The organism is Actomonas aquatica (assembly GCF_019679435.2).
GTDB classification, from domain to species: Bacteria; Verrucomicrobiota; Verrucomicrobiia; order Opitutales; family Opitutaceae; genus Actomonas; species Actomonas aquatica.
Window position 1 is genome coordinate 5,478,391 of record NZ_CP139781.1, and the last position, 22,812, is coordinate 5,501,202.

A 22,812-nucleotide genomic window follows, 5' to 3' on the forward strand; every position below is an offset into this window, starting at 1 on the left:
ATAGGGGAGGAAGGCGGACTGTCAACGCCTGCTTGGTGCCAGAAGCAGGCGTAATGCGGCCGAAGAGCTCAGGGTGTAGCGGGGCACGGGCCGAAAACAAACGCGCCGACCACAGGGTGATCGGCGCGGTTAACGGGATGAACAATCGGGGCCTCAGGCGCCGCCACCGAGGGCGGCGTAGAGGGCGGCGAGGTTGCTGGCCGAGGTGAGGCGCGCTTGGATGAGCGCCTGCTGGGCGGCGAAGTGTTCCTGTTGCGCGAGGAGCACGTTGAGGTAGGGATCCACGCCGGCGTCGAAGCGAGATTGTGACAATTCGAGACGTTTGGCGGCGGCTTTCACGCGGGCGCTTTGGGCATCGATCTGCACGCCGATGGAGCGGCGCACGGCGAGCGCATCGGCGACTTCCCGGAAGGCGGTTTGGATGGCGCTCTGGTAGTTCACGATCTCGATGCGCTTTTCGACGTTGGCGATGTTCAGGCGGGCGCGGTTGGCGCCGGCGGCGAAGATCGGCACGGTGATCGAGGGCGTGAAGGCCCAGGTCTTGGAGCCGGAGGAGAACAGGCCGTCGAGATCCGCGCTGGCGGTGCCGGCGTTGGCGGTGAGGCGGATCGACGGGAAGAAGGCCGCGCGGGCGATGCCGATGTTGGCATTGGCGGCGATCAGGGTCTGTTCGGCGGCGAGGATGTCGGGCCGGCGGGTGAGCAGCTCGGCGGGCAGGCCGGCGGGCGGATCGCCGACGGGCGTGGCGGACGCGAGGGAGGTCGCGGCCGGTAGGTCGTCGGGGAGCGGGGTGCCCACGAGCAGGGTGAGGGCGTTGTGGGCCTGGTCACGCTGTTGCTCGAGTTCGGCGAGGGTGGCCCGAACGGATTCGCGTTGGGCTTCGGCGGTGCGCAGGTCGAGCTCGGAGGCGACGCCGGCATCGAAGGACTGTTGATTGAGCTCAAAGGTCTCGTTGGCGGCGGTGAGCGTCTGCTGGGCGAGCTCCACCTGTTCGTCGAGCGCGAGGACGGTGTAGGCCTGGCGGGCGACGGACGAGATGAGGATGAGGCGCGCGCTGCGAGCGGCTTCTTCGGTGGCGAAGAACTGGGCGCGGGCCTGATCGCGCAGGCTCGCGACGCGGCCGAAGAAATCGACCTCGTAGGAGGGGATCTCGGCGACGACGGCGTAGGTCGACGACGTGCGCGGAGCGCCGGTGCCGTTGACGTCACCGGGCGTGCGCTGGCGGGAGCCGCTGCCATCGACGTTGAGCGTCGGAATGAGGGCGGTGCGCTGGATGTTGTAGAGGGCGCGGACGCGCTCGACGTTGAGAGTCGCGACCTGGAGGTCGGTGTTGTGCTCGAGGGCGAGGTCGATGATCGCGTTGATCCGGGCGTCGCCGAAAAACTCGGTCCGATTGCCCCATGCGGCGGCTGGGTCGGTTTGAGTCTCTACAGCGGTGGCGACGCCCGGGTAAGTCGCGGCGATGTCGGCGACGGGTCGCTCGTATTTGGGGGCGAGCGAGCAGCCGGCGAGCAGTCCCAGGGAAGTGGCGAGAGGAAGGAAAAGGCGTTTAGTCATTGTTGGTGTCCTCCTGAGCCTGAAGGTTGTTGGGCTTCACGCGGAAGGTGCGCAGGACGAGGTCGAAGAAGAGCGGCACGAGCAGGATGCCGAGCGCGGTGGCGGTGAGGGTGCCGCCGACGACGCCGGTGCCGATGGCGTTGCGGCCGCCGGAGCCAGCGCCGGTGGACAGCGCGAGCGGCAGGGTGCCGAAGCCGAAGGCGAGCGACGTCATGAGGATGGGTCGCAGGCGCAGGCGGGCGGCCTGCATGGCGGCGTCGTAGAGGTTCATGCCGCGGTCGAAGGCGTCCTTGGCGAACTCCACGATGAGAATGGCGTTCTTGGCCGAGAGACCGACGATCGTGAGCAAACCGACTTGGAAATACACGTCGTTGGGCAGGCCGCGGAAGAGGGCGGCGAGCATGGTGCCGATGACGCCCAGCGGGACGACAAGCAGCACGGCGGCGGGCACGGCCCAACTTTCGTAGAGAGCGGCCAGACAGAGGAAGACGACGAGGATGGAGATGGCGTAGAGGGCGGGGCCCTGCGCGCCGGCGGCGCGTTCCTCGTAGGAGAGACCGACCCACTCGAGGCCGATGCCCGGGGGCAACTGGTCCATGAGCGAGGTGATCACGTCCATCGCTTCACCGGTGCTGATGCCGGGGGCGGGCGTGGCGGCGACAGCCATGGAAGGCACGCCGTCGAAACGTTCGAGTTTGGGCGAGCCGAGTTTCCAGTGGCCGGTGGCGAAGCTGGAGAACGGCACCATCTCGCCCTGGTTGTTGCGCACGTGCCACTGGTCGATGTCGTCAGGCATCATGCGGGACTCGGGAATACCCTGCACGTAGACGCGTTTGACGCGGCCGCGGTCGACGAAGTCGTTGACGTAGGCACTGCCCCAGGCGGTCTGCAGCGTGGCGTTGATGTCGGGCAGGGCGATACCGAGCGCGGCGGCCTTTTCCTGGTCGATTTCGATCTGGAATTGCGGCGAGTCATCGAGGCCGTTGGGGCGCACGTTGGCAAAGTGCGGATCCTGGGCGGCGAGGCCGATGAGCTGGTTGCGGGCGTTCATGAGCGCCTCGTGGCCGAGGGAGGCGTTGTCGGTGATACGCAAGTCGAGACCGTTGGCGGTGCCGAGCTCCATGACGGCCGGCGGGGCGAAGGCCACGATGATGGCTTCGGGGCTGGGCAGGAACTTGCCGAGGAAGCGGCCTTGGATGGCGGTGACGCTTTGGTCGGGCCGGGTGCGCTCGTCCCAGTCCTTGAGGCGGACGAAGGCGAAGGCCTGATTCTGACCGAAGCCCGAGAAGCTGAAGCCGGCGACGCCGAACATGCCCTGCACGTTCTCGGCCTCTTCGACGAGGAAGTGGTGCTCGATCTTGGCGAGGACTTCCTCGGTCTGGGCCTGGGTGGCGCCGGGCGGCAGCTGGGCCTGGGCGAAGAGCACGCCCTGGTCTTCCTCCGGCAGGAAGCCGGTCGGGATGCGGTTGAAGAGGTAGCCGAGGGAGAGGACGATCAGCAGGTAGATGACAACGAACAGGCCCTTGCGGCGGAGGATGCCACCGACGGTGCGGCTGTAGTTGTTGGTGCCGCGATCAAAGACGCGGTTGAACCAGCCGAAGAAGCCGCGGTGCTCGTGCTGGGCGCCTTTCTTCATCGGCTTGAGAATGGTGGCGCACAAGGCGGGCGTGAGCACGATAGCGACGACCACGGAGAGCGCCATGGCCGACACGATGGTGATGGAGAACTGGCGATAGATCACGCCGGTCGAGCCGCCGAAGAAGGCCATCGGCACAAACACGGCCGAGATGACGAGACCGATGCCGACGAGGGCGCCGGTGATCTGGTCCATCGACTTGCGGGTGGCTTCGAGCGGGGAGAGGCCCTCCTCGCTCATGATGCGTTCCACGTTCTCGACGACCACGATGGCGTCGTCGACGAGCAGACCGATGGCCAGAACCACACCAAACATCGTGAGGGTGTTGATGGAGAAGCCAAACGCGGCCATGACGCCGAAGGTGCCCAGCAACACGACCGGCACAGCGATCGACGGGATGAGGGTCGCGCGGAAGTTCTGCAGGAACAGATACATCACGAGGAAGACCAGGATGAAGGCCTCCACGAGGGTGTGCATGACCTCCTCGATCGACAGGCGCACGAAGGGCGTCGTGTCCATCGGGAACACGACCTCAAGGCCGGGCGGGAAGAAGGGCTTCAACTCATCGAGCTTGGCGCGAATGGCATCGACCGTGGCGAGCGCGTTGGCGCCGGTGGCGGGACGGATGGCCATACCGGAGGAGGGCAGGCCGTTGAAGTGACCGAGGCGGTCGTAGGACTCGGCGCCGAGTTCGACCTTGGCGACATCCTTCAGGCGCACCTGAGACCCATCGGCGTTCACGCGGAGGAGGATGTTGCCAAACTCCTCGGGCGTCTCGAGACGGGACTGGGCGCTCACGGTGGCGTTGAGCATCTGGCCCTCGAGGGCGGGCGTGCCGCCGAGCTGACCGGCCGAGACCTGCACGTTTTGCGCGCGGATGGCGGCGGTGATGTCGCCGGGCATGAGGCTGAAGTCGTGCAGCTTGGCCGGGTCGAGCCAGATGCGCATGGCGTAAGGCGAACCGAAGCTCTGGATGTCACCCACGCCGGGCACGCGACTAATCTGGTCCTGCACGCGGCTGACAATGAAGTCGCCGATGTCGGTGGAGTTCATGCTGCCGTCGGTCGAGATGAAGCCGACGACCATGAGGAAGTTGCGCACCGATTTGGTGACGCGCACGCCGGTCTGCTGGACCTCCTGGGGGAGGAGCGGGGTGGCGAGCGCGAGTTTGTTCTGCACCTGCACCTGCGCGATGTCGGGATCGGCTTCGGCGTTGAAGGTGAGGGTGATGCTGACGTTGCCGGCCGAGTCACTGGTGGACTCGATGTAGCGCAGGTGGTCGAGACCGTTCATGCGCTGCTCGATCACCTGGGTGACGGAGTCTTCGAGCGTCTCGGCGGAGGCACCCGGGTAGCTGGCGGCAATGGCAATCTGAGGCGGCGCGATCGACGGATACTGCGCGATAGGCAGCTCGACGATCGAAGTGGCGCCAGCGATCATGATGACGATGGCGATGACCCACGCGAAGACGGGTCGGTCGATGAAAAAACGGGCCATGAGTTAAGGCTTTCGAAAAGGCGGCGGGCGCAGGGCGGACGCGGGCCGAAAATCAGGATTGAGCGGCGGCGGGGGTGGCCGAGACGGGCGCGCCGGGACGGATTTTCTGCAGGTTGTTCAGGATGACCTGGTCGCCGGGTTGGAGTCCGGAGGTGACCAGCCATTGATCGCCGATGGCTTGGCGCGTCTCGATGATGCGCAGCTCGACGGTGCTTTCGGGCGAGACCACGTAGAGGGTGGCTTGGCCACGATCGTTGCGGCTCACGGCCGACTGCGGCACGAGGATGGCGTCGGGTTGGGTGCCTTCCTCGAGGGTGGCGCGCACAAACATGCCGGGCAGCAGATCGAGTCCGGGATTGGGCAGGAGACCGCGGAGGATGACCGTGCCGGTGCCGGGGTTGACGGAGACGTCGGAGAATTGGAGCGAGCCGGTCTGCGGGTGCGTGTTGCCCGCGTAGGACTTCACGCTGAAGGAGGCGGCGCCGTCGGCGTTGCGTTTGAGTTCACCGGAGGCCAGCGCATCGCGCAGTTGCAGGACCTGCTCGGCGGACTGGTTGAGGTCGACGTAGAGCGGGTCGAGCTGCTGCACGGTGGCGAGCAGGGTGGCGGTGGCCTGTTGCACGTAGGCGCCCTCGGTCACATCGGCGCGGCCGATGCGGCCGTTGATGGGCGAGGTCACGCGGGTGTAGTCGAGGTTGATCTCGGCGGAGCGCACGGCGGCTTTGGCGGCAGCGACTTCGGCCTGGGCGGCGAGGAAGGCAGCTTCGGCGTCGTCGAAGGCTTGTTGCGAAACGGCGTGGGTTTCGACGAGGCCGGTGTAGCGCTCGTTTTGCAGGCGGGAGGATTCGAGGGCGGCCTCGGCACGGGCGAGCGTGGCGCGGGCGCTGTCGAGGGTGGCCTGATAGGGGGCCGGATCGATCTCGAAGAGGAGTTGGCCGGCGGAGACGTCGGCGCCCTCGGTGAAGTGGCGCTTGAGCACGATGCCGTTGATGCGGGCGCGGACCTCGGCGACGCGGGAGGCGGAGGTGCGACCGGGCAGCTCGCGGGTGAGCGTGACGGGTTGTTGCTGGACGACGAGGACCTCGACCGGTGCGGGAGGACGAGCGCCGGCTTGGGCGGCGGCGGGACCGCCGGATTTATCGGCGCAGCCGGTGGCGGCGAGAGCGACGCCGAGCCCCAGGAGGAGGAAACGGAAGGAAGGTTGATTCATGTGAATGACGTTTAGAGGTCAGCGACCGAGGGGCGGAGGCGGGCGCAGGAATCGCGCAACGAGCTGAGTTCGTCGCGGGAGAGGGCGAGGGTCAGGCGGTGGACGCGCTGTTCGAGGTGTTCGAGGGTGGATTGCACCGCCTGCCGTCCGGCAGCGGTGAGTTCGACGATGTTGTGGCGACGGTTGTCGGGACGGCGGACGCGAGTCAGCAGGCCGGCGAGCTCGAGGCGGGCGAGGGTTTCGGACACGGCGGCGGCGGAGACGCCCAGCGATTGGGCGAGGTCGCTGGTGCCGAGCGAGGTTTCCCGCTGGCGATCGAGCAAGGCCAGCACCCCAAAGCCGGTGAGACTGATCTCCTGCTTGCAGAGTTCGGCGCGCAGGACCTCGTCGACGGCTTCGCCGGTGGCGAGGAGCTCGAGGAGGGTGGCGCAGCTTTCGGCGTGGTTCATACCGGAGCGGGCGGCCAACTCGAGGAGTCGGTCACTGGCGGCTTGGAGGCTGAGGGAGGCGGACATGCGCCCACAATAATCCCAAGCCGGCGATCGCGGAATGACTTTGTCGTTTGCAGCGTGATAACTCCTGGTTATCAGTCTCGGCGATGGAGCTGAGGCACCTGCGATACTTTGTGGCCGTGGCCGAGGAACTTAACTTCCGGCGGGCGGCGGAGCGTGTGCGGGTGGCCCAACCTGCCCTGAGCAAACAGATCAAGGATCTCGAGCATGAGATCGGGGTGGTGTTGCTGGAGCGCAGCACGACGCGGGTGGAGCTTACCGATGGCGGGCGGGTGATGCTCGACGAAGCCCGCGAGCTATTGGCGGCGGCCGAGCGGGCGGTGGAGGCCACGCGACAGGCGGCCGAGGGCCGGGCGGGTCGGCTGGCAGTGGGCAACGTGAATGCGATTTGCGCGAGCTTCATGCCCGCGACCCTGTCGACCTTTCACAACCGTTTTCCGGAGGTGGATGTGGACCTGCTCGAAGTGACCTTGGCCGACCATCTGGGGGCGGTGGAGCAGGGGGAGGTGAGTGTGGGGTTTGTGGTCGATGACGGGGAGTTTGCCCACGAGCAGTTCGACACCATGAAGGTGCTCACGGGCGACATTCAGGTGGCGATGGGGCGGGGGCATCGGCTGGCCACGCAGCGGCGGGTGTCGATCGCAGAGCTGGCCGAAGAACGTATCCTCTGTATCGAGACGGGCGGGCGGGAGCTGCACCGGCGACGGATTCGGGACATCTTTGCCAAACGCCGGGCTCGGCCCGGGCGGTTCAAAGCGGTGAACAGCTACGAGTCGTTGCAGGCCATGATCGAGGGGGAGCAAGGCGTGTCGTTTCTCGCAGCGATGCCGTCGAGCGGCGGACATCGCAACGTGATTTACCGTCCGTTAAAGGAGGAGGGAGATGACTTGCACTTCGACCTGTTGGCGGTGTGGCGGCGGCACAACGTCTCGAAGCTGGCGGCCAATTTTGTGGCGGTGTTGCAGGAAGTCTGCGCGCCGCGGGTGCGCACGCGGAAGTCCGTCTGATTTCGCGGATTGCCTTGGGCGGGGCGCGACGGTGGCATGAGCGCCATGACTGAAGCGTCGACTGATACGAAGATCCGTTGCGGAGTCGCGGGCGTGGGCTCGCTGGGACAGCACCACGCGCGCATTTATGCGGCGCTGCCGAATGTGGAGTTCGTGGGCATCTTCGAGACCAACGATGAGCGCGCGGCGGAGATCTGCGGCCGTCATGGCTGTGCGCGTTTTGCGACGCTGGAAGAGCTCGGCGCGGCTTGTGATGCGGTGTCGGTCGTGGTGCCGACGGACCTGCACGAGAAGGTGGCGCTGCCGCTGCTCGAGGCCGGTTGTCACCTCATGATTGAGAAGCCGATCTGCGCCTCGCTGGAGGAGGCGGAACGCGTGCTGGCGGCGGCGCAGGCCAAGGACCGCATCGTGCAGGTGGGGCACATCGAACACTTCAACCCGGTGATGGGTTTTCTGGAAAAGGAAGTGGTCGCGCCGAAGTTCATCACGGCGGAGCGGCTGGCGCCGTTCACGCCGCGGGGCACCGAAGTGGGCGTCGTGCTCGACCTCATGATCCACGACATCGGCATCATTTTGCAGCTGGTGCAGTCGCCGGTGAAGAAGATCGAAAGTGTGGGCGTGAGTCTGGTCTCAAAGACCGAGGACATCGCCAATGCGCGCATCGAATTTGAGAACGGTTGTGTGGCCAATCTGAGCACCAGCCGGATGAGCCTGAAGAAGGTGCGCGAGATCCGCGTGTTTCAGGAAAGTGGATACTTCTCCTTCGATTTTATGCGCCAGAGCGGTCACCTCGTGCGCACCACGGGCCTGCTCAACTACGCCGGCCAACTGCGGGCGGGCGCGGTCGATCCGACTGACCTGAGCGCGCTGCCGCTCGAGGAAGTGCCGATCGAAAAAGGCGAACCGCTGGCGCTCGAGCTGGCGCACTTCACGCAGAGTGTCGCACATGCGCAGCAGCCGAAAGTCGGCGGCGCGTTGGGGCGTCAGGCGCTGGAGGTCGCCATCGCGATCACCGAGCAAATCCGCGCGGCCAAGCAGGACTAGTTTTTCAACCACGGATGGACACGGATGGGCTCCACTACCGTTTCGCCTTTCAATCAGGATTATTGCAGAAGCGAAGGCGGTAGCCGAAGCCATCCGTGTCCATCCGTGGTTAACTTTCTCCGATGAATAATACGTTGCCTTATCGTTTGGCGGCTCCGGGGGAGGGGCGGGTGGACCTGTTGGTGGTCGCGGCGGAGCACTCGGGCGATCAGCATGCGGCGCGCATGGTGCGCGGGGTGTTGGCGGCAGAGCCGGACTATCGCGTGTGTGCGCTGGGCGGGCCTGCCTTGGCGGCGGCGGGAGCGCAATTGCTGGAGGACCTCACGGCGCAATCGACCATGGGTTTCGCGGTGTTTGGCAAACTGTCCTTCTACCGCACCTTGATCGCCGAGGTGGTGCGTTGGGTGGGGGAGCATCGGCCGCGGGCGGTGTGTTTTGTCGATTCATCCGGACTCAACCTGCGCATCGCGAAAGGGCTCTTTGAAGCGGGCTTTTCGGCCAAGGCCGGTGGTCCCACCAAGGCGCTGTATTTCATCTCGCCGCAGATCTGGGCTTCGCGGGCGAAGCGGCGTTTTGCGATGGCGCAACACCTCGACGGACTGGCCTCGATCTTTCCGTTTGAGCGGGAGGTGTATGCGGATACAGCGCTGCCGGTGGAGTTTGTGGGACATCCGTTTCTCGCGGAGGATTATGCGGCGCCGGTGCGCTACGATCCGGCCGGGCCGGTGCTGTTGCTGCCGGGCAGCCGCAAGGGATTGGTGAAGCGCTTGTTCCCGGTGATGCTGGAGGCGTTCGCGCGGCTGGACGGGCGGCACGAAGCGATGGTGCTTTATCCCAGTGATGGAATTTTGGATACGCTGCGCGCCTGCAACCCTCCCGACGCGGTGAAGCTGGTCAAAACCGGCGGCGCGGCGGTGGGGGCGTCGGCCGTGCTGACGACCAGCGGCACGATGTCGTTGCAGTGTGCGTTGGCGGGCATTCCCGGCGTGGTGACTTACAAGACCGATCCGCTCACCTACTGGCTGGGCCGGATGATTGTGAAGGTGGAGTATATCGGCATCGCGAACCTGCTGCTCAAAGAGGAGATGTATCCGGAATACATCCAAGGGGCGGCGACGGCCGAGACTTTGGGGCGGGAGCTGCAGTCGGCGCTGACGGACCAAGCGCGACAGCAGCGCACGTGGGCCGCGGCCAAACGCTTGCAGGACTTGTTGAGCGCGGACGCCCAGCGCGACGTCACGGCGTGGATGCTGGCGCAGCTGGCGGAATAAAGGTTTCAAACCACGCCAGCGCCTCGTCGAGGTGGGGCAGGTAGTAGGCGTGCGGGCCGTCGAAGCCCTCGAAGCGGAGGTGCCGGGCGCCGTGGTTGCGGAGGGAACGGTAAACGGCGCGCATTTGGGAGCGGGTCGAGACACGGTCCCATTTGCCGGAGCTGAGGAAGTAGGCGATGTCCCACAACGCCTCTTCCGGCGGTGCGTAGTCGTCGCGGATGGTGGGCGTGCTGTCTGCGTTGCAGCCGGACATCCAAGCTCCGATCACGTGGCGACCGCGAGCGAGGGCGTCGCCGGCGAGCAGTTGGGTCATCTTGGAACCGCCGGAGAAGCCGGCGAAAGCGGTCGGCCAGTCGCGGCTGCCGGGGAACATTTCCTCCAGCGTGCGAAAGGCGGCCCAGGCGGAGGCGCGGCGACCGAGCACGGTGTCCTGCGCGCGGTCGGGCCAGGGGTGGGGCTGCGCGGTGAGCACGATCCAGCCGCGGGCGATCGCGCGTTCGCGGTAGACCTCCAGCTCTTTGATGTTGGAACGGTAAGGATCGCCGGTGACCGACGTGTAGAGGATCGGAGTGGGGACGGCTGGGTCGAATTGGGCCGGCAAGGCAAGTCCCACCAGCACGACCTCGGGTTGGCCGGCGCCGCCGGCAGCGAGCGTGGCGGCCTCTTCCGGCGTGCTGGCGATTTGCAGGATGTTGGTCTCGAGCGGGGTGAGTGTGAGCGATTCCGCGATGGCGGGGCCAGTGAGGCCGAGCCACGCGCTGAGGCACAGGGACGCGAAATTCTTTCTCGTTCTCGGTCTCATTCTGGTTCTGGTTCGGGGGCTCGTTTTTCCTCCTGAGGGGATAACGAGAAAGAGAACGAGAACGAGAAAGATTGGAATCCATGCCCTCCCGCACCCTCACTGGTATCACTCCCTCCGGCACCCTGCATGTCGGCAACTATCTTGGCGCCATGCGTCCGGCGATCGCCGCTCAGGAGCTGGGCGAATGCTACTACTTCATCGCCGACTACCACTCCATGACGACGGTCGATGACGCCGCGGTGCGTCGTCAGCACACCCGCGGTATTGCCCTCGATTGGCTGGCCTGTGGCTTGGATCCGGCCAAGAGCGTGTTCTGGAAGCAAAGTGATGTGCCCGAGGTGTGTGAACTCACCTGGTTGCTCGGTTCGCTCACGCCGATGGGGCTGCTGGAGCGCGCCCACAGCTTCAAGGACAAGACCGCCAAAGGCATCGCGCCCAACTTCGGTCTCTTCGCCTACCCGGTGCTGATGGCGGCGGATATTTTGCTCTACGACACGACGGTGGTGCCGGTCGGCAAGGACCAGAAGCAGCACCTCGAGATGACCCGCGACATGGCCATCAAGTTCAACCAGACCTACGGCGAAACCTTCGTGGTGCCGGAGCCCTCCATTGCCGAGGACGTGGCCGTCATCCCGGGGCTCGACGGGCAGAAGATGAGCAAGAGCTACAACAACACGCTGCCGATTTTTGGGGAGGAGAAGGTCCTCAAGAAGAAGATCATGTCCATCGTGATGGACAGCCGCACCCGCGAGGAACCGAAGCCCGATGGCGAGCAGTTGCCGGCCTCGCAGTTGCTCAAGTTCTTCGCCCCGCCCGAGACCTATGCGTCGATCATGGATCAGCTCAAGGCCGGCGGTTTTGGTTACGGCGATCTCAAGAAGGCGCTCTTCGAGCACTACTGGGAATTCTTCCGCGAAGCCCGCGTGAAACGCGCCGAACTCGAGGCCAACCTCGATCACGTCGACGCCGTCTTGCGCGATGGGGCCGAGCGTGCCCGCGCGGTGGCCCGCGAGGTCATGGGCCGCGCCCGCAAGGCCTGCGGGTTGGTCTGACGGAACGAATGCTAACGACTCGCTTTGCGGCGCGAATGCGCGCAGGGCGAGACATGCTTTCTTCCTTTTTGCGTCGGCGTTTGCTTTGGCCCAAGGCCCTCGGTCTGTGGTGTGCCGCGGTGACCGTGGCGGCAGCGGCGGGCAGTTACGTGGTGGTTTCCGCCACGGCCACTGACGGTTATGAACGCCAGGATGAGAGCGGCGCGCTGCGGCCGGAGAGTTACATCATCTCCAAGGGCACGCACTTTGGCCACACGCGTGACGCGCAGGATGCGGACGAGCAGTTTAACCTCGTGTTGCAGGCCCTCGCGCCGGCGTTGGCCGAGCAGGAATATTGGCCGGCCAACGGCATCGAGAACGCCGATCTGCTGATCGTGGTGCACTGGGGCGAGACGGAGGTCTACGAAGACCCGGTGGGCGATTACCTGGCCGAGTCCTACAACGATGCCTTGGCCGAATACATGGCCAACGCCGATGAAGCCGGCAATGCCGACCCGGGACGCCTCAACGAGCTGAAGCGTATGGAGGGCATGAGCCAGCAGCTCGCGGCGCAGTCCCGGCGCGAGAACGCCGAGCTGTTGGGCTTTCAGCGCAGCTTGGAGAAGGAGGAGCAGCGTTATTTCGCCAGCGTGGACGAGCAGACGATGAAGGCGGAGTTGGCCGAGAACCGCTATTTTGTCGTGCTGATGGCGTGGGACTACGCGGCGCTGCGGCAGAAGCAGCCGGCGAAGCTCATGTGGGTGACGCGCATGAGTGTGCGGGCACCGGGCAATCGGTTTGTCGAAACCGTGCCGGCGCTCATGCGCCAAGGCGGGCCTTTGTTTGGACGCCAGAGCGACGACTTGGTGCGGCGACGCGAGTCGATCGATTCGCGCAATGCCGAGGTGGAGATCGGCGATACCGAAGTGGTGGAAGAAGCGGCCGACGAGACACGGTCCGCCCCGGCGCCCTGAAGGGGGCGGGGAGCCTGCTGGCGCCGCGGAACAAAGCTTGAGCGGGGAGGCCTCATTTAACATCGATGAAAGCTTCCATGCGCGTCCTACCCCGTATCTTGGCGCTGGTGTCCCTGATCCTTTCTGGCCGGAGTGAACTGTGGGCCCGCAAAGATTATATCGTGGTCTCGTCCCGTGCTTCGGTCGGATACGAGCACACCCTGCCCGATGGGTCGCTGCGACCGGAGTCGTATGTGTTCATGGAGGGCGATCGGCTGGGAGCGACCAGAGACAAGTCACTCGCGCCGACGGAGTTTCAGGGCCTGCTCGAATCGCTCGCGCCCGCCCTCGCCAAACGGGAGTATTGGCCGGCGACCGTCGCCACGGAAGCCGACTTGCTGATCGTGGTGCACTGGGGGGAAACCGAAGTGTATGAGGACCCGGTGCGGGACATTGAGATGGAGGCGTTGAATGGCGCGTTGAACACTTTCAACACCACGATCTCCGACTTTGGCATCGCGGATCCGGGACGCATCAACGAGCTGATGGCTTCACAGGGGCTGTCCCAGCGATTTGTCGCCGATAGCGCCCGGCGCAATGCCGAGCTGCTGGGTTACAAGGAAGCCATCATGCGCGCGGAGCAGGAATTCATCCCCAGTGTGGATGAGATCACCATGAAGTCGGAGTTGGGCGAGCCGCGTTATTTTGTGGTGCTGTCCGCGTGGGACTACACCGCGATACGGCGGGGAGAGCGTCCGCGACTGTTGTGGGTTTCGCGCATGAATACGCGATCGGCCGGACTCAATTTCCGACTCGCCCGCGAATTGTTGATCGCGCAGGCCGCGCCGAAGTTCGGTGAGCAAGTGGACGGTCTGGTGCGGGTGCGCGTGAAGACGGGCTTCGGTCACGGCGAGGTGGAGATCGGCGAAACCAAGGTGGTGGAAGAAGTGGCGCCGCAGTGAGGCGCAGGGGAGCGCGAGAGGATCTACGACTGCTGAATCACTGCCCAGGAACGGAGATGTAGCCGCGGGCGTGTCGCCCGCGTAGCGACGGACGGGATATCAGGCTGAGAGGCATAGGGGAGCGGCCGACACGGCCGCTGCTACACTCGGACGACGGCACAACCCGCATTCACACCACCACCACGGGTGGGCGGGGGAGGGAGGCGATGCGCGCCATGATGCGTTCGCTGGCGACTTGGTAACGTTCCTTGCCGGCCGCTTGGTCATCAAATTCGGCGAGAGGCATGAGCTGCCCAAAAACGATATCAACGGGCACGCCGGGGTGCATGCGTTTGCCGCGGCCCCACGCTTGGTGCGAGTTGAAGATGCGCACGGGCACGACGGGCACGCGGGCTTTGCAGGCGATCATGCCTACGCCGGATTTGGGCGTCTGCAACTCGCCGTCGGGGGAGCGGGTGCCTTCGGGGAAGAGGATGAGCGGGCGACCTTCCTTGAGGGTCTTCAACACGCGTTTGATGGCCGAGACATCGGAGCCGCCATCGCGGTCGACGGGGATGGCGTTGGCTTGATCCATCCACCAGCTGGCCATGCCGCCTTTCCAGAGAGTCTTGCGGGCAAAGAAGGCGATCTGGCGCGGCACCTGACTGCCGATGCCGGGCGGATCGAGGTGGCTGGCGTGGTTGGCGGCGAAGAGGAAACCGCCGGTGGCGGGGATGTTTTCCAAACCCGCGACCTCGCCGCGAAACATGATGCTGTAGAGCGTCTTGAAGGCGTAGTGGGAAATCCCATACACCGGCGACATGTTGACCTGGGGAAAGGCCTGGCTCATGCGACCGGGCCCAGGCGGGCGGAGAGGTGTTCGGAGAGCAGATCGACGACCTCGGGCAGGGTGAGGTGGGTGCTGTCGATATCGGTTGCGCCGTCGGGGCAGGCGAGCGGGGCGGTCTTGCGCGAGGCGTCGAGGCGATCGCGCTCGGTGATGGAATCGGTCTGGCCCTCGGCGGCGCGGCGGCGGGCGCGCTCGACCGGATCGGCGTGGAGGAAGAAGCGGAAATCGGCGTCGGGAAAGATGACCGAACCGATGTCGCGGCCTTCCATGACGAGTCCGCGGAAGCCGTGGTCGCGGGCGACCTGGGCCTGACCGCGTTGGTAGTCGAGCAGGGCCTGGCGCAGCTGCGGCACGGCGGCGAAGTGGGAGACGTTGGCGTTGACCTCGGGGGTGCGGATCTCGGCGTCGGGCACGACGCGGCCATTGATCTTCATCTGCGCGCGGCGGCCTTCCACGCTGGTCTCCAGCGGCAGGGCCTGGGCGGCGATGGCGATGCCGGCTTCGTCGCCGGCAGCGAGACCGGTGCGGAGTAACTCGGCGGTCATCGTGCGATAGAAGGAACCGGTATCGACGTGCAGCAGGTTGAAGCGCTCGCTGAGGGCGCGGGACGTCGAGGATTTGCCGGAAGCGGCGCCGCCATCGATGGCGACAATGATGAACGAGTCGTCGGTCACTTGGAGGAGGATTTTTCGCGCACGGATGCCAGCAACTCAAAAAAGTGCGGGAAGGTTTTGGCGCAGACGCCGGGTTGGGCGATGGAGAGCCAGGGGCGGCCGTCGCCGTGCAGGTCGTGGCAGCCGAGGATGGCAAAACTCATGGCGAAACGATGGTCGCCGTAGGTCTCGATGGTTTGGCCGGCTTTGAGCGGGCGCGGGGTGATGGTGAGGCTGTCTTCTTCCTCGATGACGTCCTGCCCGAGGCGGCGCAGTTCGGTGGCCATGCCGGCGACCCGATCGGTTTCCTGGTGACGGGTGTGGGCGAGGCCGGTGAGGCGGGTGGGGCCGTTGAGCAGCGGCGTGATGGCGGCGAGGCTGAGAAAGGTGTCGGAGATCTCGCGGAAGTCTTCGTCGAGCAAGGTGCCGGCGGGGCGGGCGATAACGCGTTGCAATACCTCGGCGTAAGCGGCGTCGCCCTGCAGGCCGGAGCCGGGCGGACGCAGGCCGGGAAGGGCGAGTTCACCGCCGACGACGAAGGGCAGGGTTTGCCAGTAGGAGGCGGCGGTGGCGTCGGGTTCGATGGCGTGTTCGGCGGGCGGAGCGTAGGCGGTCGGCGATACGGTGAAGTGACCGTCGACCGCGGGCGCGAGCTCGACGCCAAACTCGGCCATGAGGCGGCGGGTCATCTCAACAAAGGTCCAGCGGACCTGGCCGATGAGTTGGATGTCGATCGGGGCGGACGCGGTGGGTGCGACCATGAGCAGCGCGGAGAGGAGTTGGCTGCTGGCGGAGGCGTCGAGCTCGATGGCTCCACCGGAGAGGCCGCGGGCGTGGATCTCGAGCGGGAAGAAACCCTCCTCGCCCGGGCAACGCACGTCGGCGCCGAGGGTGCGGAGCGCATCGATGAGGCCGGCCATGGGGCGTTTGCGCATCTGCTCGACGCCATCGAGGCGGTAGATGCCGCGGGGCGCGGCGGCACAGAGGGCGGTGAGGAAGCGGGCGGCGGTGCCGGCGAGGCCGACGAAGAGGTCGACGGGGGCGGTCGATTGAAAGAGTTGGTCCTGATTGGAGACGCGCAGGGTGCAGGCGGCTTCGTCGGCTTCTACGGCGCAACCGAGGGCGCGCAGGGCGGCGGCCATGAGCCGGGTGTCTTCACTGAAGAGGGCGCCGCTGAGGGTGAGCGGAGTGCGGCCGAGGGCGGCGAGCAGCAGGGCGCGGTTGGTGAGGCTTTTGGAGCCGGGCAGGAGCACCTCACCGCGGGCCGGGGCGGTGAAGGGCGTGATCGGCAGCAGGTCGGGCAGCACCAAGGACGAGGTCGCGGGGGAGTTTGTCACGTAATACGTTACAAGTTGGGTTGGGTCAGGAGAGGGAGTCGCGCCAGGTTTTGCCGCGTTCGAGGCGGGCGCGGAGGTCGGTCCAGTCGCGGTTGGCGAGGGCGGCTTTGAAGTGATGCAACTCGTCTTCGCAGGCGGAGAGGGCGCGGAGGATCTCGTCGCGGTTCTGTTGGAGAATATCGATCCACATGGTGGCGTCGGAGGCGGCGATGCGGGTCGTGTCGCGCAGGCCGTTGCCCGCGAGGTGGGACCAGTTGGCGGGCTTGGAGCCGAGCACGTTGCCGAGGCTGGTGGCGACGACTTGGGGGAGGTGGCTGATGTGGGCGACGATCTCGTCGTGTTGGTCGGGGGCGACGGTGACGACTTCGCTGCCGAGGTCGCGCCAGAAGCGCACGAGGGCGGTGAGCCGGGCCTCGTCGGGGGCGTCGTGCGGGGTGACAAAACAGGTGCGGCCGGCGAAGAGTTCCGGGTCGCCGTTTTGCCAGCCGGTAAGGGCGCCGCCAGCCATGGGATGGGAGCCGATGAAGGTGGCGCCGGTGGCGCTGGCGGCGAGGGTGGTGGTGCCGTGGCGGCAGATCTCGGCTTTGACGCTGCCGACATCGGTGAGGGTGGCGGAGGCGGCAAGGTGCGGCGCGATGCGTTCGACGAGCTCGGCGATGCGGGTGACGGGCGGGGCGAGGACGACGAGGTCGGCGTCGGCCACGGCGGCCTCGGGCGTATCGGCGACGGCGTCGCACCACGGTTGTTCGGCGAGGGCGAGACGCACTTCGGGGCGACGGGCCCAGATCACGATGCGCTGAGCGGCACCGCGGGCCCGCGCCGCTTGGGCGACGGAACCGCCGAGGAGGCCGGGAGCGAGAATGGCGAGCGTGTTGACCACAAGAGGGGTGAAACGGACCGGGGGAGGGTTTGTCGAGCCCCCTTGCCGGGAGGGACAAATCGGGGCGGGTGGTCATTGATTTTTGGCATGGGCTTGGCTTGGGTCGGCGGCTCATGCCCTACGTGCAGCGAAAACGGATCCGCTACCGGGTGAAGGAGCGTCTTGGTCGACCCTTGGCGGTGCTGGCGGGCGGGCTGGTGCTGGCGGCGTTTTGGCTGTGGCTCAGCTCGCTGGGGCCACACATGCAGACGGATCAACCGAAGCCGTCGCGCTCGGAAAAGGCGATGATGGCGGCGCAGGAAAAATCGGTGGCGCAGGTGCTGGCGCGGGCGGCGGACTTGGCGGGGGATGGAGCGGTGCAAGCTTTGATGGAAGCCAAGGCGCTGCAGGAAGAAATTGTGGCGGGGCCGGCGACCACGCAGGCGGCGGTGCGACGACTGGCGGAGATTGAGAGGGAATTGGCCGAAGCCCAGGCGCAGGTCTGGGAAACCGCGGTGCTTCGAGCCGTGGCGGACGCGGAGGCGGCGGAGGAGGCGGGGCGCACGGCCGAGGCGGAGGAACGCTGGCAGGAAGCCCTGGCGGCGCAGGAGGAAATCAACCGGTCGGCGGCGAGTGCGGGGGCGAAGGATTTCGGCCGGGCTTCGCGGCTGGCCAAACGATTGGCGGAGCTCAAGGCGGGGCCCCTCGCCGCCGAAGTGACGGCGGCGATCGCGGCGGCGCGGCAGGCGGTCGCGGCAGAGGATTGGGCGCTCGCCTTGGCGGGCTACACTGCGGCGCGGGCGGGGCAGGCGCGGCTGAATGAGGAGTATTCAACCACACGATACGCCGACACTCTGCAGCTCGGTCGCATTGAGAAGGAAATAGCTTCGTTGGACGCGGCGGGAGTGGCGGCGGATGCGGAAGCGCTGGCGAGCGAGGGGGATGCCGCGATGGAGGCGGGTGACTACGTGGCGGCGGCGGCGGCTTACGCGCAGGCTCGGGCGGTGCAGGTGCGGTTGAACGAAGAGTTTGGGCGAAGCCGTTTTGTGTCCGCCGAGCGGGTGGAGCAGTTGGAGGTGCGGCGGCAAACAGCGGCCTCGATTCCGCGGGTAGCGCAGCTGCACGCATGGGAAGCGCAGATCGCGGCGAACCTGGCGCGGCGCGAAGTGGGCGCGGCCCGGGCGCTGATCGCCATGGCGGCGGTGGAGGTGGGACACCTGTTTGATGAGCTGTCGCGCAGTGAACGACTGGATCCGGAGTTGCGGTTGCGGCTCTCTTATTTGGAGGCGCAGCAGGAGCGATTGAGCGAAGTGCAGGATGCGGTGATGGAGCGGTTTCGGCCCTTGCCGGGGGTGGGGGAGTTGTGGTTGCTGCAGACGGAGGTGCCGCAGTCGCTCTACCTGCAGGTGATGCGCACCAATCCGAGCCGGCAGATGGGGCGCGAGTATGCGGTCGATTCGGTGAATTGGTTTGAGGCGCAGCAGTTTTGTCAGCGGCTCGGCTGGCTGCTTGGGCGGCGGGTGCGGCTGCCGACGGAGGATGAGTTTCGCATCGCGGTGGGGGGCGGGACCCAGGCGGCGGCACTGGCGGCGGCGTTGGAGTTCTCGGCGGACGCGAAGGGGAGTCGACCGATGGCAGCAGGGGAGCCAAACGCAGGTGGGTTTTTCGATCTGGTAGGCAATCTGGCCGAATGGATCGAGGCCCCGGAGGACGCGGGTGACGCGGAGCAGGGGGCGCTGATCGGCGGCAGTTACCTGGACCTGCCGGAGTCGTTGGCGCGATTGTCGAAAACGACGGTGCCCCGCTCGGAGCGAGCGAGGCACATCGGTTTCAGAGTGGTGGTGGAGATGACGGAGCGCGAGGAGCGCGGCGCGCCGGATCTGCGCTGAGAGGTTTCTAGACGCCGCCGAGTTTCAGGATGCGGTCGAATTCGGTTTTGCGCAGGGGCATGACTGAGAGGCGGCTCTGTTTGATGAGGGCGATCTCGGCGAGGCGGGAATCGTTTTTGATCTGCTCGAGGGTCACGGGTTGGGGCAGGGTGGTCTGCGCTTCCAATTCGACGGCCACCCAACGTTCGTCGTCGGTGGTGGGGTCGGGATAGGCTTCGCGGGAAACGGTGGCGATACCTTGGACTTCCTTGAGGCTCACGCTGGCGTAGAAGAGCACTTTGTCGCCGGCGCGCATGGTTTTGAGATTGTTGCGCGCTTGGTAGTTGCGCACGCCATCCCAGTCGGTGCGACGGTCCTTGAGAAGGTCCTGCCACGAATACTTTTCGGGTTCCTGTTTAACGAGCCAGTATTGGGTTGTCATGAGAAAGTGGGGACAGTGTTCTGAACCGCCCAGTAGGCACGGTTGGCCCGCTCAGGTCAAACTTGGGCGAGTGTTGGAGAATCCGCGCCAATTGGTTTCGCTCCTGACAACATGCATCGCACCCTACTGCCGATTCGGATCGTGTTTATCTCGCTGTGTGCCGCAGCGGGATGGCTGGTGTGTTACTCGGTGCGGGAATGGGATGAGTATCGGATCATCGGCATCTTCATCGGTATGCTCATCGGCGTGCTGGTGGTGTTGGTGGACCTGATGCTGAAGGGGTTTTCGCTGCGCGGTTTGTCGGCGTTGACCTTCGGTTTGGCGGTGGGATCGGTGATCTCATATCTGATCGGCACCTCACCGTTGTTTGTGCGGGGGGACGAACAGATCATCTACCTGTCGCGGCTGACGTTGTTTCTGGTCGTTACCTATGTGTGCACGGTGATCGCGCTGCGCGGTAAGGATGAGTTCAACCTGGTGATCCCGTATGTGCGGTTTGTGCCGCATGAAGTGGATGTCCCGCTGATCGTGGTGGACACCAGTGCGCTGATCGATGGCCGCATTGGTCGCATCTGCGAAACCGGTTTTTTGGGCGGTGGTCTGGTGATCCCGCGCTTCGTGCTGGAGGAGCTGCAGCGGGTGGCCGACTCGAGTGATCCGGGACGGCAGGCTCGCGGACGCCGCGGCTTGGAGGTGTTGGGCGCGCTGCGTCGGATCAAACAGCTCGACCTACGCATTCATGAGAGTGAGGCGCGCACCGAGGAGGTGGAGGCCAAGCTCGTGTTTTTGGCCCAGTCGATGAAAGCCAAGCTGCTCACGACTGACTACAACCTGGCCAAGATGGCGGAGTTTCACGGGGTGCCGTGGCTGAACCTCAACGCGCTGGCGAAGTCCATCCGCCGGGAGCTGCTGGTCGGCGAGACCGTTGAAATCGATTTGGTGAAAGGCGGCCGGGAGGAGCACCAAGGCGTCGGTTACATCGAGGACGGCTCGATGGTGGTGGTGGAGGAAGCGCGATCCCTGGTGGGCACGCGAGTGCTGGCGCGGGTCACGAGTATTTTGCCCTCGGCAGGCGGGAAATTGATTTTCGCTCGGCTGACGGGTCCGAGCGAAGGTTGAGATCCAGCGGCGGAGGGAAGGGCGACCGAATCCAGCGGCGCTCAGTGGTGACCGATCAGGCGAGAGAGTTCGCTGGCGGCCCCCATGACCTTGGCAGCGATTTCTGGAATGCGGTCGCTGCTGAAGCGCAGGGTGGCGGCGGTGATGCCCATGGCGGCCACGACTTCGCCTTGGGGACCGACGACCGGCGCCGCCAGGCAACGGACGCCGTGGTTAAACTCTTCGTCGTCGAGACCGAAGCCACGCATGGCAGTCTCGTCTGCCGCGGCTTCGAGTTCGGCCAGAGTGGTCAGCGATTTTGAGGTGCGCGGTTTGGGGGGGAAGCGGTTGATGATGTCGCCGATGCGATCGCGATGCAGGAACGCGAGGAAGACCTTGCCGGTGGCGGAGGCGTAGAGGTCGGTGAGGGTGCCCGGACTGGAAGCGGCGCGCAGGGGGTGGGGGCTGTCGCAGACGGCGGCAATGAGGGAGCGGTCGTCGCAGGGGAGGGCGAGGTGGGCGGTTTCGGCGGTGGTATGGCTGAGTTTCTCCAGCACGGGAAAAGCGAGATCGCGCAGTTCGGTGTCGGCAAGCGTGCGGCTACCGAGGTGGATCAGCACGGGGCCCAGAAAATAGAGGCCGTTCTCCCGGCGGAGCAGTCCCTCGGCTTGGAGGGTCGTGGTGATGCGCAGGGCCGTGGTGGACGGGATCCCGAGGGGCTTGGCGAGCTCGGTGATTTTGTAGCCGCGATTCTCTTGCCCTATAAGTTTTAAAACGCGACAAGCGTTCCGGAGATTAGGAATGATGTATTTATCGTCCACTATTGAACTTGAGATGCGAAAAAGAAGCTCGTTGTTCAAGTATGAACAGGATTCTCATTTTTGAATAAATCACGTTTGTCTCGGGGGACGGGTAAGTTCAAATATAGACAAAGTGTTCACGGGTGAAATTTCATGGCCTGCACTTTTCCTGTCCAGGTCGCTTTGAACGGTCCTAACAGGGGGCAAATCTGTCCCATTTGCGATGGGAACGAAGGTGTAGGCTGCGGACATTCCCTCGTATTCCCCTGACGATTCTGACCCCTTTCCATCATGCGACATCTCCACGACGTTCATCCTGACGACTTCAATTGCCTGAGCACGGACAAGCTGCGCGAGCGCTTCCTTCTCCAAGGCCTGTTTGTGCCTGGCGAACAGCACCTGAGCTATTGGGATGTGGATCGCACGGTGGTGGGGGGCATTACGCCGCTGGATGCGGTGATTACCTTGGAAACGCCGGCAAACCTGGCGGCAGGCAGCTTCTGCGAGCGGCGTGAATTGGGTATCATCAATCTGGGTGGAGCCGGCGCCGTGAGGGTGGGGGAGACGTCCTATGAACTGGCGGCAAAGGACGGGCTTTATCTCGGTCGTGGCTCGGCCACCCCGGAGTTTTCCTCGAGTGATGCTGCCCAGCCGGCGCGTTTTTATCTCCTGAGTTATCCGGCGCACGCGACTCACCCGTCGAAGGTCGTGCGCCACGCGGAGATCGAAGGTCTGCGTCTGGGTGATCAAAGCACCGGCAACGCGCGCACGCTCTACAAATACATCGTGCCCGGGAAAGTGGACAGCTGCCAATTGGTCATGGGTCTCACCACGTTGAGTGTGGGTAGTGTCTGGAACACGATGCCGCCGCACACGCACATGCGTCGCTCTGAAGTGTATTGCTACTGCGAATTGGATTCAGAGTCGGTGGTGATGCACTTCATGGGACCGCCCTCGGGCACCCGAAATCTTGTGCTGCGCGATGGCGAGGTGGTGTTGTCACCGTCATGGTCGATTCACGCTGGAGCCGGCACTGGCGCCTACTCGTTTGTCTGGGGGATGGGGGGCGAAAACCAGGATTTTGACGACATGGACAAGGCCCCGATGACAGCGCTCGCCTGAGGAACTCGCCACCGGCCCGCGGGCACGATCACCGGAGTGACTCGCGCGCTCACGTCGGAGCGTTGTTCAAATGTGAAATGGGTGTTCAAAAACGAAGACACTGGGGTTGACGACGATTCCGAGGCGTTCATTTGTTGGGCAACCTTCAAGCGAGAAGGTTCGTTGCCCCTGCTATTTGGCAGCCCCGGTAGCACCTATACCCTAACCCCTAGTCCCAACCTCCCATGTCGAACTACTCGTGTATGCGAGTGCGGTCCGCAGTGTCCGCCTGCATCTTCGGCTCGCGCGCTGTCTTTATGGCGCTTCTCACCCTCCTGGTGTT

20 protein-coding genes are annotated in these 22,812 nt (G+C 65.2%); 9 read left to right on the top strand and 11 right to left on the bottom strand.

Going from position 1 to position 22,812, the window contains the following annotated elements; genetic code table 11:
• Positions 1-153 precede the first annotated feature (153 nt).
• Genes K1X11_RS20910 through K1X11_RS20925 form a run of 4 tightly spaced genes read right to left on the bottom strand, consistent with a single transcriptional unit; the run spans position 154 to position 6,415 of the window.
• The gene (locus K1X11_RS20910; RefSeq protein ID WP_221029303.1) at positions 154-1,557 is read right to left on the bottom strand and encodes an efflux transporter outer membrane subunit; all 1,404 of its coding nucleotides are present in this window, start codon (positions 1,555-1,557) and stop codon (positions 154-156) included.
• The gene (locus tag K1X11_RS20915; protein ID WP_221029302.1) at positions 1,550-4,690 is read right to left on the bottom strand and encodes an efflux RND transporter permease subunit; all 3,141 of its coding nucleotides are present in this window, start codon (positions 4,688-4,690) and stop codon (positions 1,550-1,552) included. Before K1X11_RS20915 ends, K1X11_RS20910 begins: the two co-directional genes overlap by 8 nt.
• Before the next feature lie 52 nt (positions 4,691-4,742).
• Positions 4,743-5,900 carry an efflux RND transporter periplasmic adaptor subunit gene (locus tag K1X11_RS20920; protein ID WP_221029301.1) on the bottom strand — a complete coding sequence of 386 codons (1,158 nt, stop codon included), beginning with the start codon at positions 5,898-5,900 and terminating at the stop codon, positions 4,743-4,745.
• A gap of 11 nt (positions 5,901-5,911) precedes the next feature.
• On the bottom strand, positions 5,912-6,415 hold the full coding sequence (locus K1X11_RS20925; RefSeq protein ID WP_221029300.1) for a MarR family winged helix-turn-helix transcriptional regulator: 504 nt from the start codon (positions 6,413-6,415) through the stop codon (positions 5,912-5,914).
• Between the two features lie 83 nt (positions 6,416-6,498).
• Here K1X11_RS20925 and K1X11_RS20930 point away from each other — a divergent pair, with 83 nt between their 5' ends.
• From K1X11_RS20930 to K1X11_RS20940, 3 genes are all read left to right on the top strand, one after another.
• Positions 6,499-7,419: a LysR substrate-binding domain-containing protein gene (locus K1X11_RS20930; protein WP_221029299.1), complete on the top strand. Its 921-nt coding sequence runs from the start codon at positions 6,499-6,501 to the stop codon at positions 7,417-7,419.
• A 36-nt stretch (positions 7,420-7,455) separates the two neighbouring features.
• On the top strand, positions 7,456-8,463 hold the full coding sequence (locus K1X11_RS20935) for a Gfo/Idh/MocA family protein (RefSeq protein ID WP_221029298.1): 1,008 nt from the start codon (positions 7,456-7,458) through the stop codon (positions 8,461-8,463).
• Positions 8,464-8,585: 122 nt separating this feature from the next.
• On the top strand, positions 8,586-9,734 hold the full coding sequence (locus K1X11_RS20940; RefSeq protein ID WP_221029297.1) for a lipid-A-disaccharide synthase: 1,149 nt from the start codon (positions 8,586-8,588) through the stop codon (positions 9,732-9,734).
• Here the strand turns inward: K1X11_RS20940 and K1X11_RS20945 are convergent.
• Complete coding sequence (locus tag K1X11_RS20945) at positions 9,700-10,536, bottom strand: alpha/beta hydrolase (RefSeq protein WP_221029296.1); 837 nt, start codon at positions 10,534-10,536, stop codon at positions 9,700-9,702. The genes K1X11_RS20940 and K1X11_RS20945 overlap by 35 nt on opposite strands.
• An 80-nt stretch (positions 10,537-10,616) precedes the next feature.
• Here K1X11_RS20945 and trpS point away from each other — a divergent pair, with 80 nt between their 5' ends.
• From trpS to K1X11_RS20960, 3 genes are all read left to right on the top strand, one after another.
• Complete coding sequence (trpS, locus tag K1X11_RS20950; RefSeq protein WP_221029295.1) at positions 10,617-11,588, top strand: tryptophan--tRNA ligase; 972 nt, start codon at positions 10,617-10,619, stop codon at positions 11,586-11,588.
• Positions 11,589-11,641: 53 nt separating this feature from the next.
• Entirely contained in the window at positions 11,642-12,541 is a 900-nt protein-coding gene (locus K1X11_RS20955) for a hypothetical protein (RefSeq protein ID WP_221029294.1), read from the top strand.
• Between the two features lie 161 nt (positions 12,542-12,702).
• Positions 12,703-13,482, top strand: coding sequence for a hypothetical protein (locus K1X11_RS20960; RefSeq protein ID WP_221029293.1), 780 nt, complete (start codon positions 12,703-12,705; stop codon positions 13,480-13,482).
• 169 nt (positions 13,483-13,651) lie between these two features.
• Here K1X11_RS20960 and K1X11_RS20965 read toward each other — a convergent pair whose 3' ends face one another.
• The 4 genes from K1X11_RS20965 to K1X11_RS20980 are packed head-to-tail and all read right to left on the bottom strand — an operon-like array spanning position 13,652 to position 17,181.
• The gene (locus K1X11_RS20965) at positions 13,652-14,311 is read right to left on the bottom strand and encodes a lysophospholipid acyltransferase family protein (RefSeq protein WP_225919258.1); all 660 of its coding nucleotides are present in this window, start codon (positions 14,309-14,311) and stop codon (positions 13,652-13,654) included.
• Positions 14,308-14,985, bottom strand: a complete 678-nt coding sequence (gene cmk / locus K1X11_RS20970) for a (d)CMP kinase (RefSeq protein WP_221029292.1) — start codon at positions 14,983-14,985, stop codon at positions 14,308-14,310. Before cmk ends, K1X11_RS20965 begins: the two co-directional genes overlap by 4 nt.
• Positions 14,982-16,301 (bottom strand): 3-phosphoshikimate 1-carboxyvinyltransferase, encoded by a 1,320-nt coding sequence (gene aroA, locus K1X11_RS20975; RefSeq protein WP_221029291.1) that lies wholly within the window; start codon positions 16,299-16,301, stop codon positions 14,982-14,984. The genes cmk and aroA overlap by 4 nt, the downstream gene beginning before the upstream one ends.
• A gap of 25 nt (positions 16,302-16,326) precedes the next feature.
• Positions 16,327-17,181, bottom strand: a complete 855-nt coding sequence (locus K1X11_RS20980; protein WP_324726036.1) for a prephenate dehydrogenase — start codon at positions 17,179-17,181, stop codon at positions 16,327-16,329.
• A gap of 113 nt (positions 17,182-17,294) precedes the next feature.
• On the opposite strand from K1X11_RS20980, the gene K1X11_RS20985 reads away from it, so the two are divergent.
• Positions 17,295-19,049, top strand: coding sequence for a formylglycine-generating enzyme family protein (locus K1X11_RS20985; RefSeq protein ID WP_221029290.1), 1,755 nt, complete (start codon positions 17,295-17,297; stop codon positions 19,047-19,049).
• A 7-nt stretch (positions 19,050-19,056) separates the two neighbouring features.
• Here the strand turns inward: K1X11_RS20985 and K1X11_RS20990 are convergent, their stop codons facing one another.
• Positions 19,057-19,470: an EVE domain-containing protein gene (locus K1X11_RS20990; protein ID WP_221029289.1), complete on the bottom strand. Its 414-nt coding sequence runs from the start codon at positions 19,468-19,470 to the stop codon at positions 19,057-19,059.
• 111 nt (positions 19,471-19,581) lie between these two features.
• On the opposite strand from K1X11_RS20990, the gene K1X11_RS20995 reads away from it, so the two are divergent.
• On the top strand, positions 19,582-20,589 hold the full coding sequence (locus K1X11_RS20995) for a PIN/TRAM domain-containing protein (protein WP_221029288.1): 1,008 nt from the start codon (positions 19,582-19,584) through the stop codon (positions 20,587-20,589).
• A 41-nt stretch (positions 20,590-20,630) separates the two neighbouring features.
• Here K1X11_RS20995 and K1X11_RS21000 read toward each other — a convergent pair whose 3' ends face one another.
• Positions 20,631-21,389, bottom strand: a complete 759-nt coding sequence (locus tag K1X11_RS21000) for an IclR family transcriptional regulator (RefSeq protein ID WP_221029287.1) — start codon at positions 21,387-21,389, stop codon at positions 20,631-20,633.
• Positions 21,390-21,659: 270 nt separating this feature from the next.
• Here K1X11_RS21000 and kduI point away from each other — a divergent pair, with 270 nt between their 5' ends.
• Positions 21,660-22,490 (top strand): 5-dehydro-4-deoxy-D-glucuronate isomerase, encoded by an 831-nt coding sequence (gene kduI / locus K1X11_RS21005; RefSeq protein WP_221029286.1) that lies wholly within the window; start codon positions 21,660-21,662, stop codon positions 22,488-22,490.
• Positions 22,491-22,812 lie beyond the last annotated feature (322 nt).

What these genes read in the sequence shown, in the direction of transcription:
- K1X11_RS20910 (WP_221029303.1), bottom strand. Translation starts at nt 1,557, where the DNA reads ATGACTAAACGCCTTTTCCTTCCTCTCGCCACTTCCCTGGGACTGCTC.
- K1X11_RS20915 (WP_221029302.1), bottom strand. Translation starts at nt 4,690, where the DNA reads ATGGCCCGTTTTTTCATCGACCGACCCGTCTTCGCGTGGGTCATCGCC.
- K1X11_RS20920 (WP_221029301.1), bottom strand. Translation starts at nt 5,900, where the DNA reads ATGAATCAACCTTCCTTCCGTTTCCTCCTCCTGGGGCTCGGCGTCGCT.
- K1X11_RS20925 (WP_221029300.1), bottom strand. Translation starts at nt 6,415, where the DNA reads ATGTCCGCCTCCCTCAGCCTCCAAGCCGCCAGTGACCGACTCCTCGAG.
- K1X11_RS20930 (WP_221029299.1), top strand. Translation starts at nt 6,499, where the DNA reads ATGGAGCTGAGGCACCTGCGATACTTTGTGGCCGTGGCCGAGGAACTT.
- K1X11_RS20935 (WP_221029298.1), top strand. Translation starts at nt 7,456, where the DNA reads ATGAGCGCCATGACTGAAGCGTCGACTGATACGAAGATCCGTTGCGGA.
- K1X11_RS20940 (WP_221029297.1), top strand. Translation starts at nt 8,586, where the DNA reads ATGAATAATACGTTGCCTTATCGTTTGGCGGCTCCGGGGGAGGGGCGG.
- K1X11_RS20945 (WP_221029296.1), bottom strand. Translation starts at nt 10,536, where the DNA reads ATGAGACCGAGAACGAGAAAGAATTTCGCGTCCCTGTGCCTCAGCGCG.
- trpS (WP_221029295.1), top strand. Translation starts at nt 10,617, where the DNA reads ATGCCCTCCCGCACCCTCACTGGTATCACTCCCTCCGGCACCCTGCAT.
- K1X11_RS20955 (WP_221029294.1), top strand. Translation starts at nt 11,642, where the DNA reads ATGCTTTCTTCCTTTTTGCGTCGGCGTTTGCTTTGGCCCAAGGCCCTC.
- K1X11_RS20965 (WP_225919258.1), bottom strand. Translation starts at nt 14,311, where the DNA reads ATGAGCCAGGCCTTTCCCCAGGTCAACATGTCGCCGGTGTATGGGATT.
- K1X11_RS20985 (WP_221029290.1), top strand. Translation starts at nt 17,295, where the DNA reads ATGCCCTACGTGCAGCGAAAACGGATCCGCTACCGGGTGAAGGAGCGT.
- K1X11_RS20990 (WP_221029289.1), bottom strand. Translation starts at nt 19,470, where the DNA reads ATGACAACCCAATACTGGCTCGTTAAACAGGAACCCGAAAAGTATTCG.
- K1X11_RS20995 (WP_221029288.1), top strand. Translation starts at nt 19,582, where the DNA reads ATGCATCGCACCCTACTGCCGATTCGGATCGTGTTTATCTCGCTGTGT.
- kduI (WP_221029286.1), top strand. Translation starts at nt 21,660, where the DNA reads ATGCGACATCTCCACGACGTTCATCCTGACGACTTCAATTGCCTGAGC.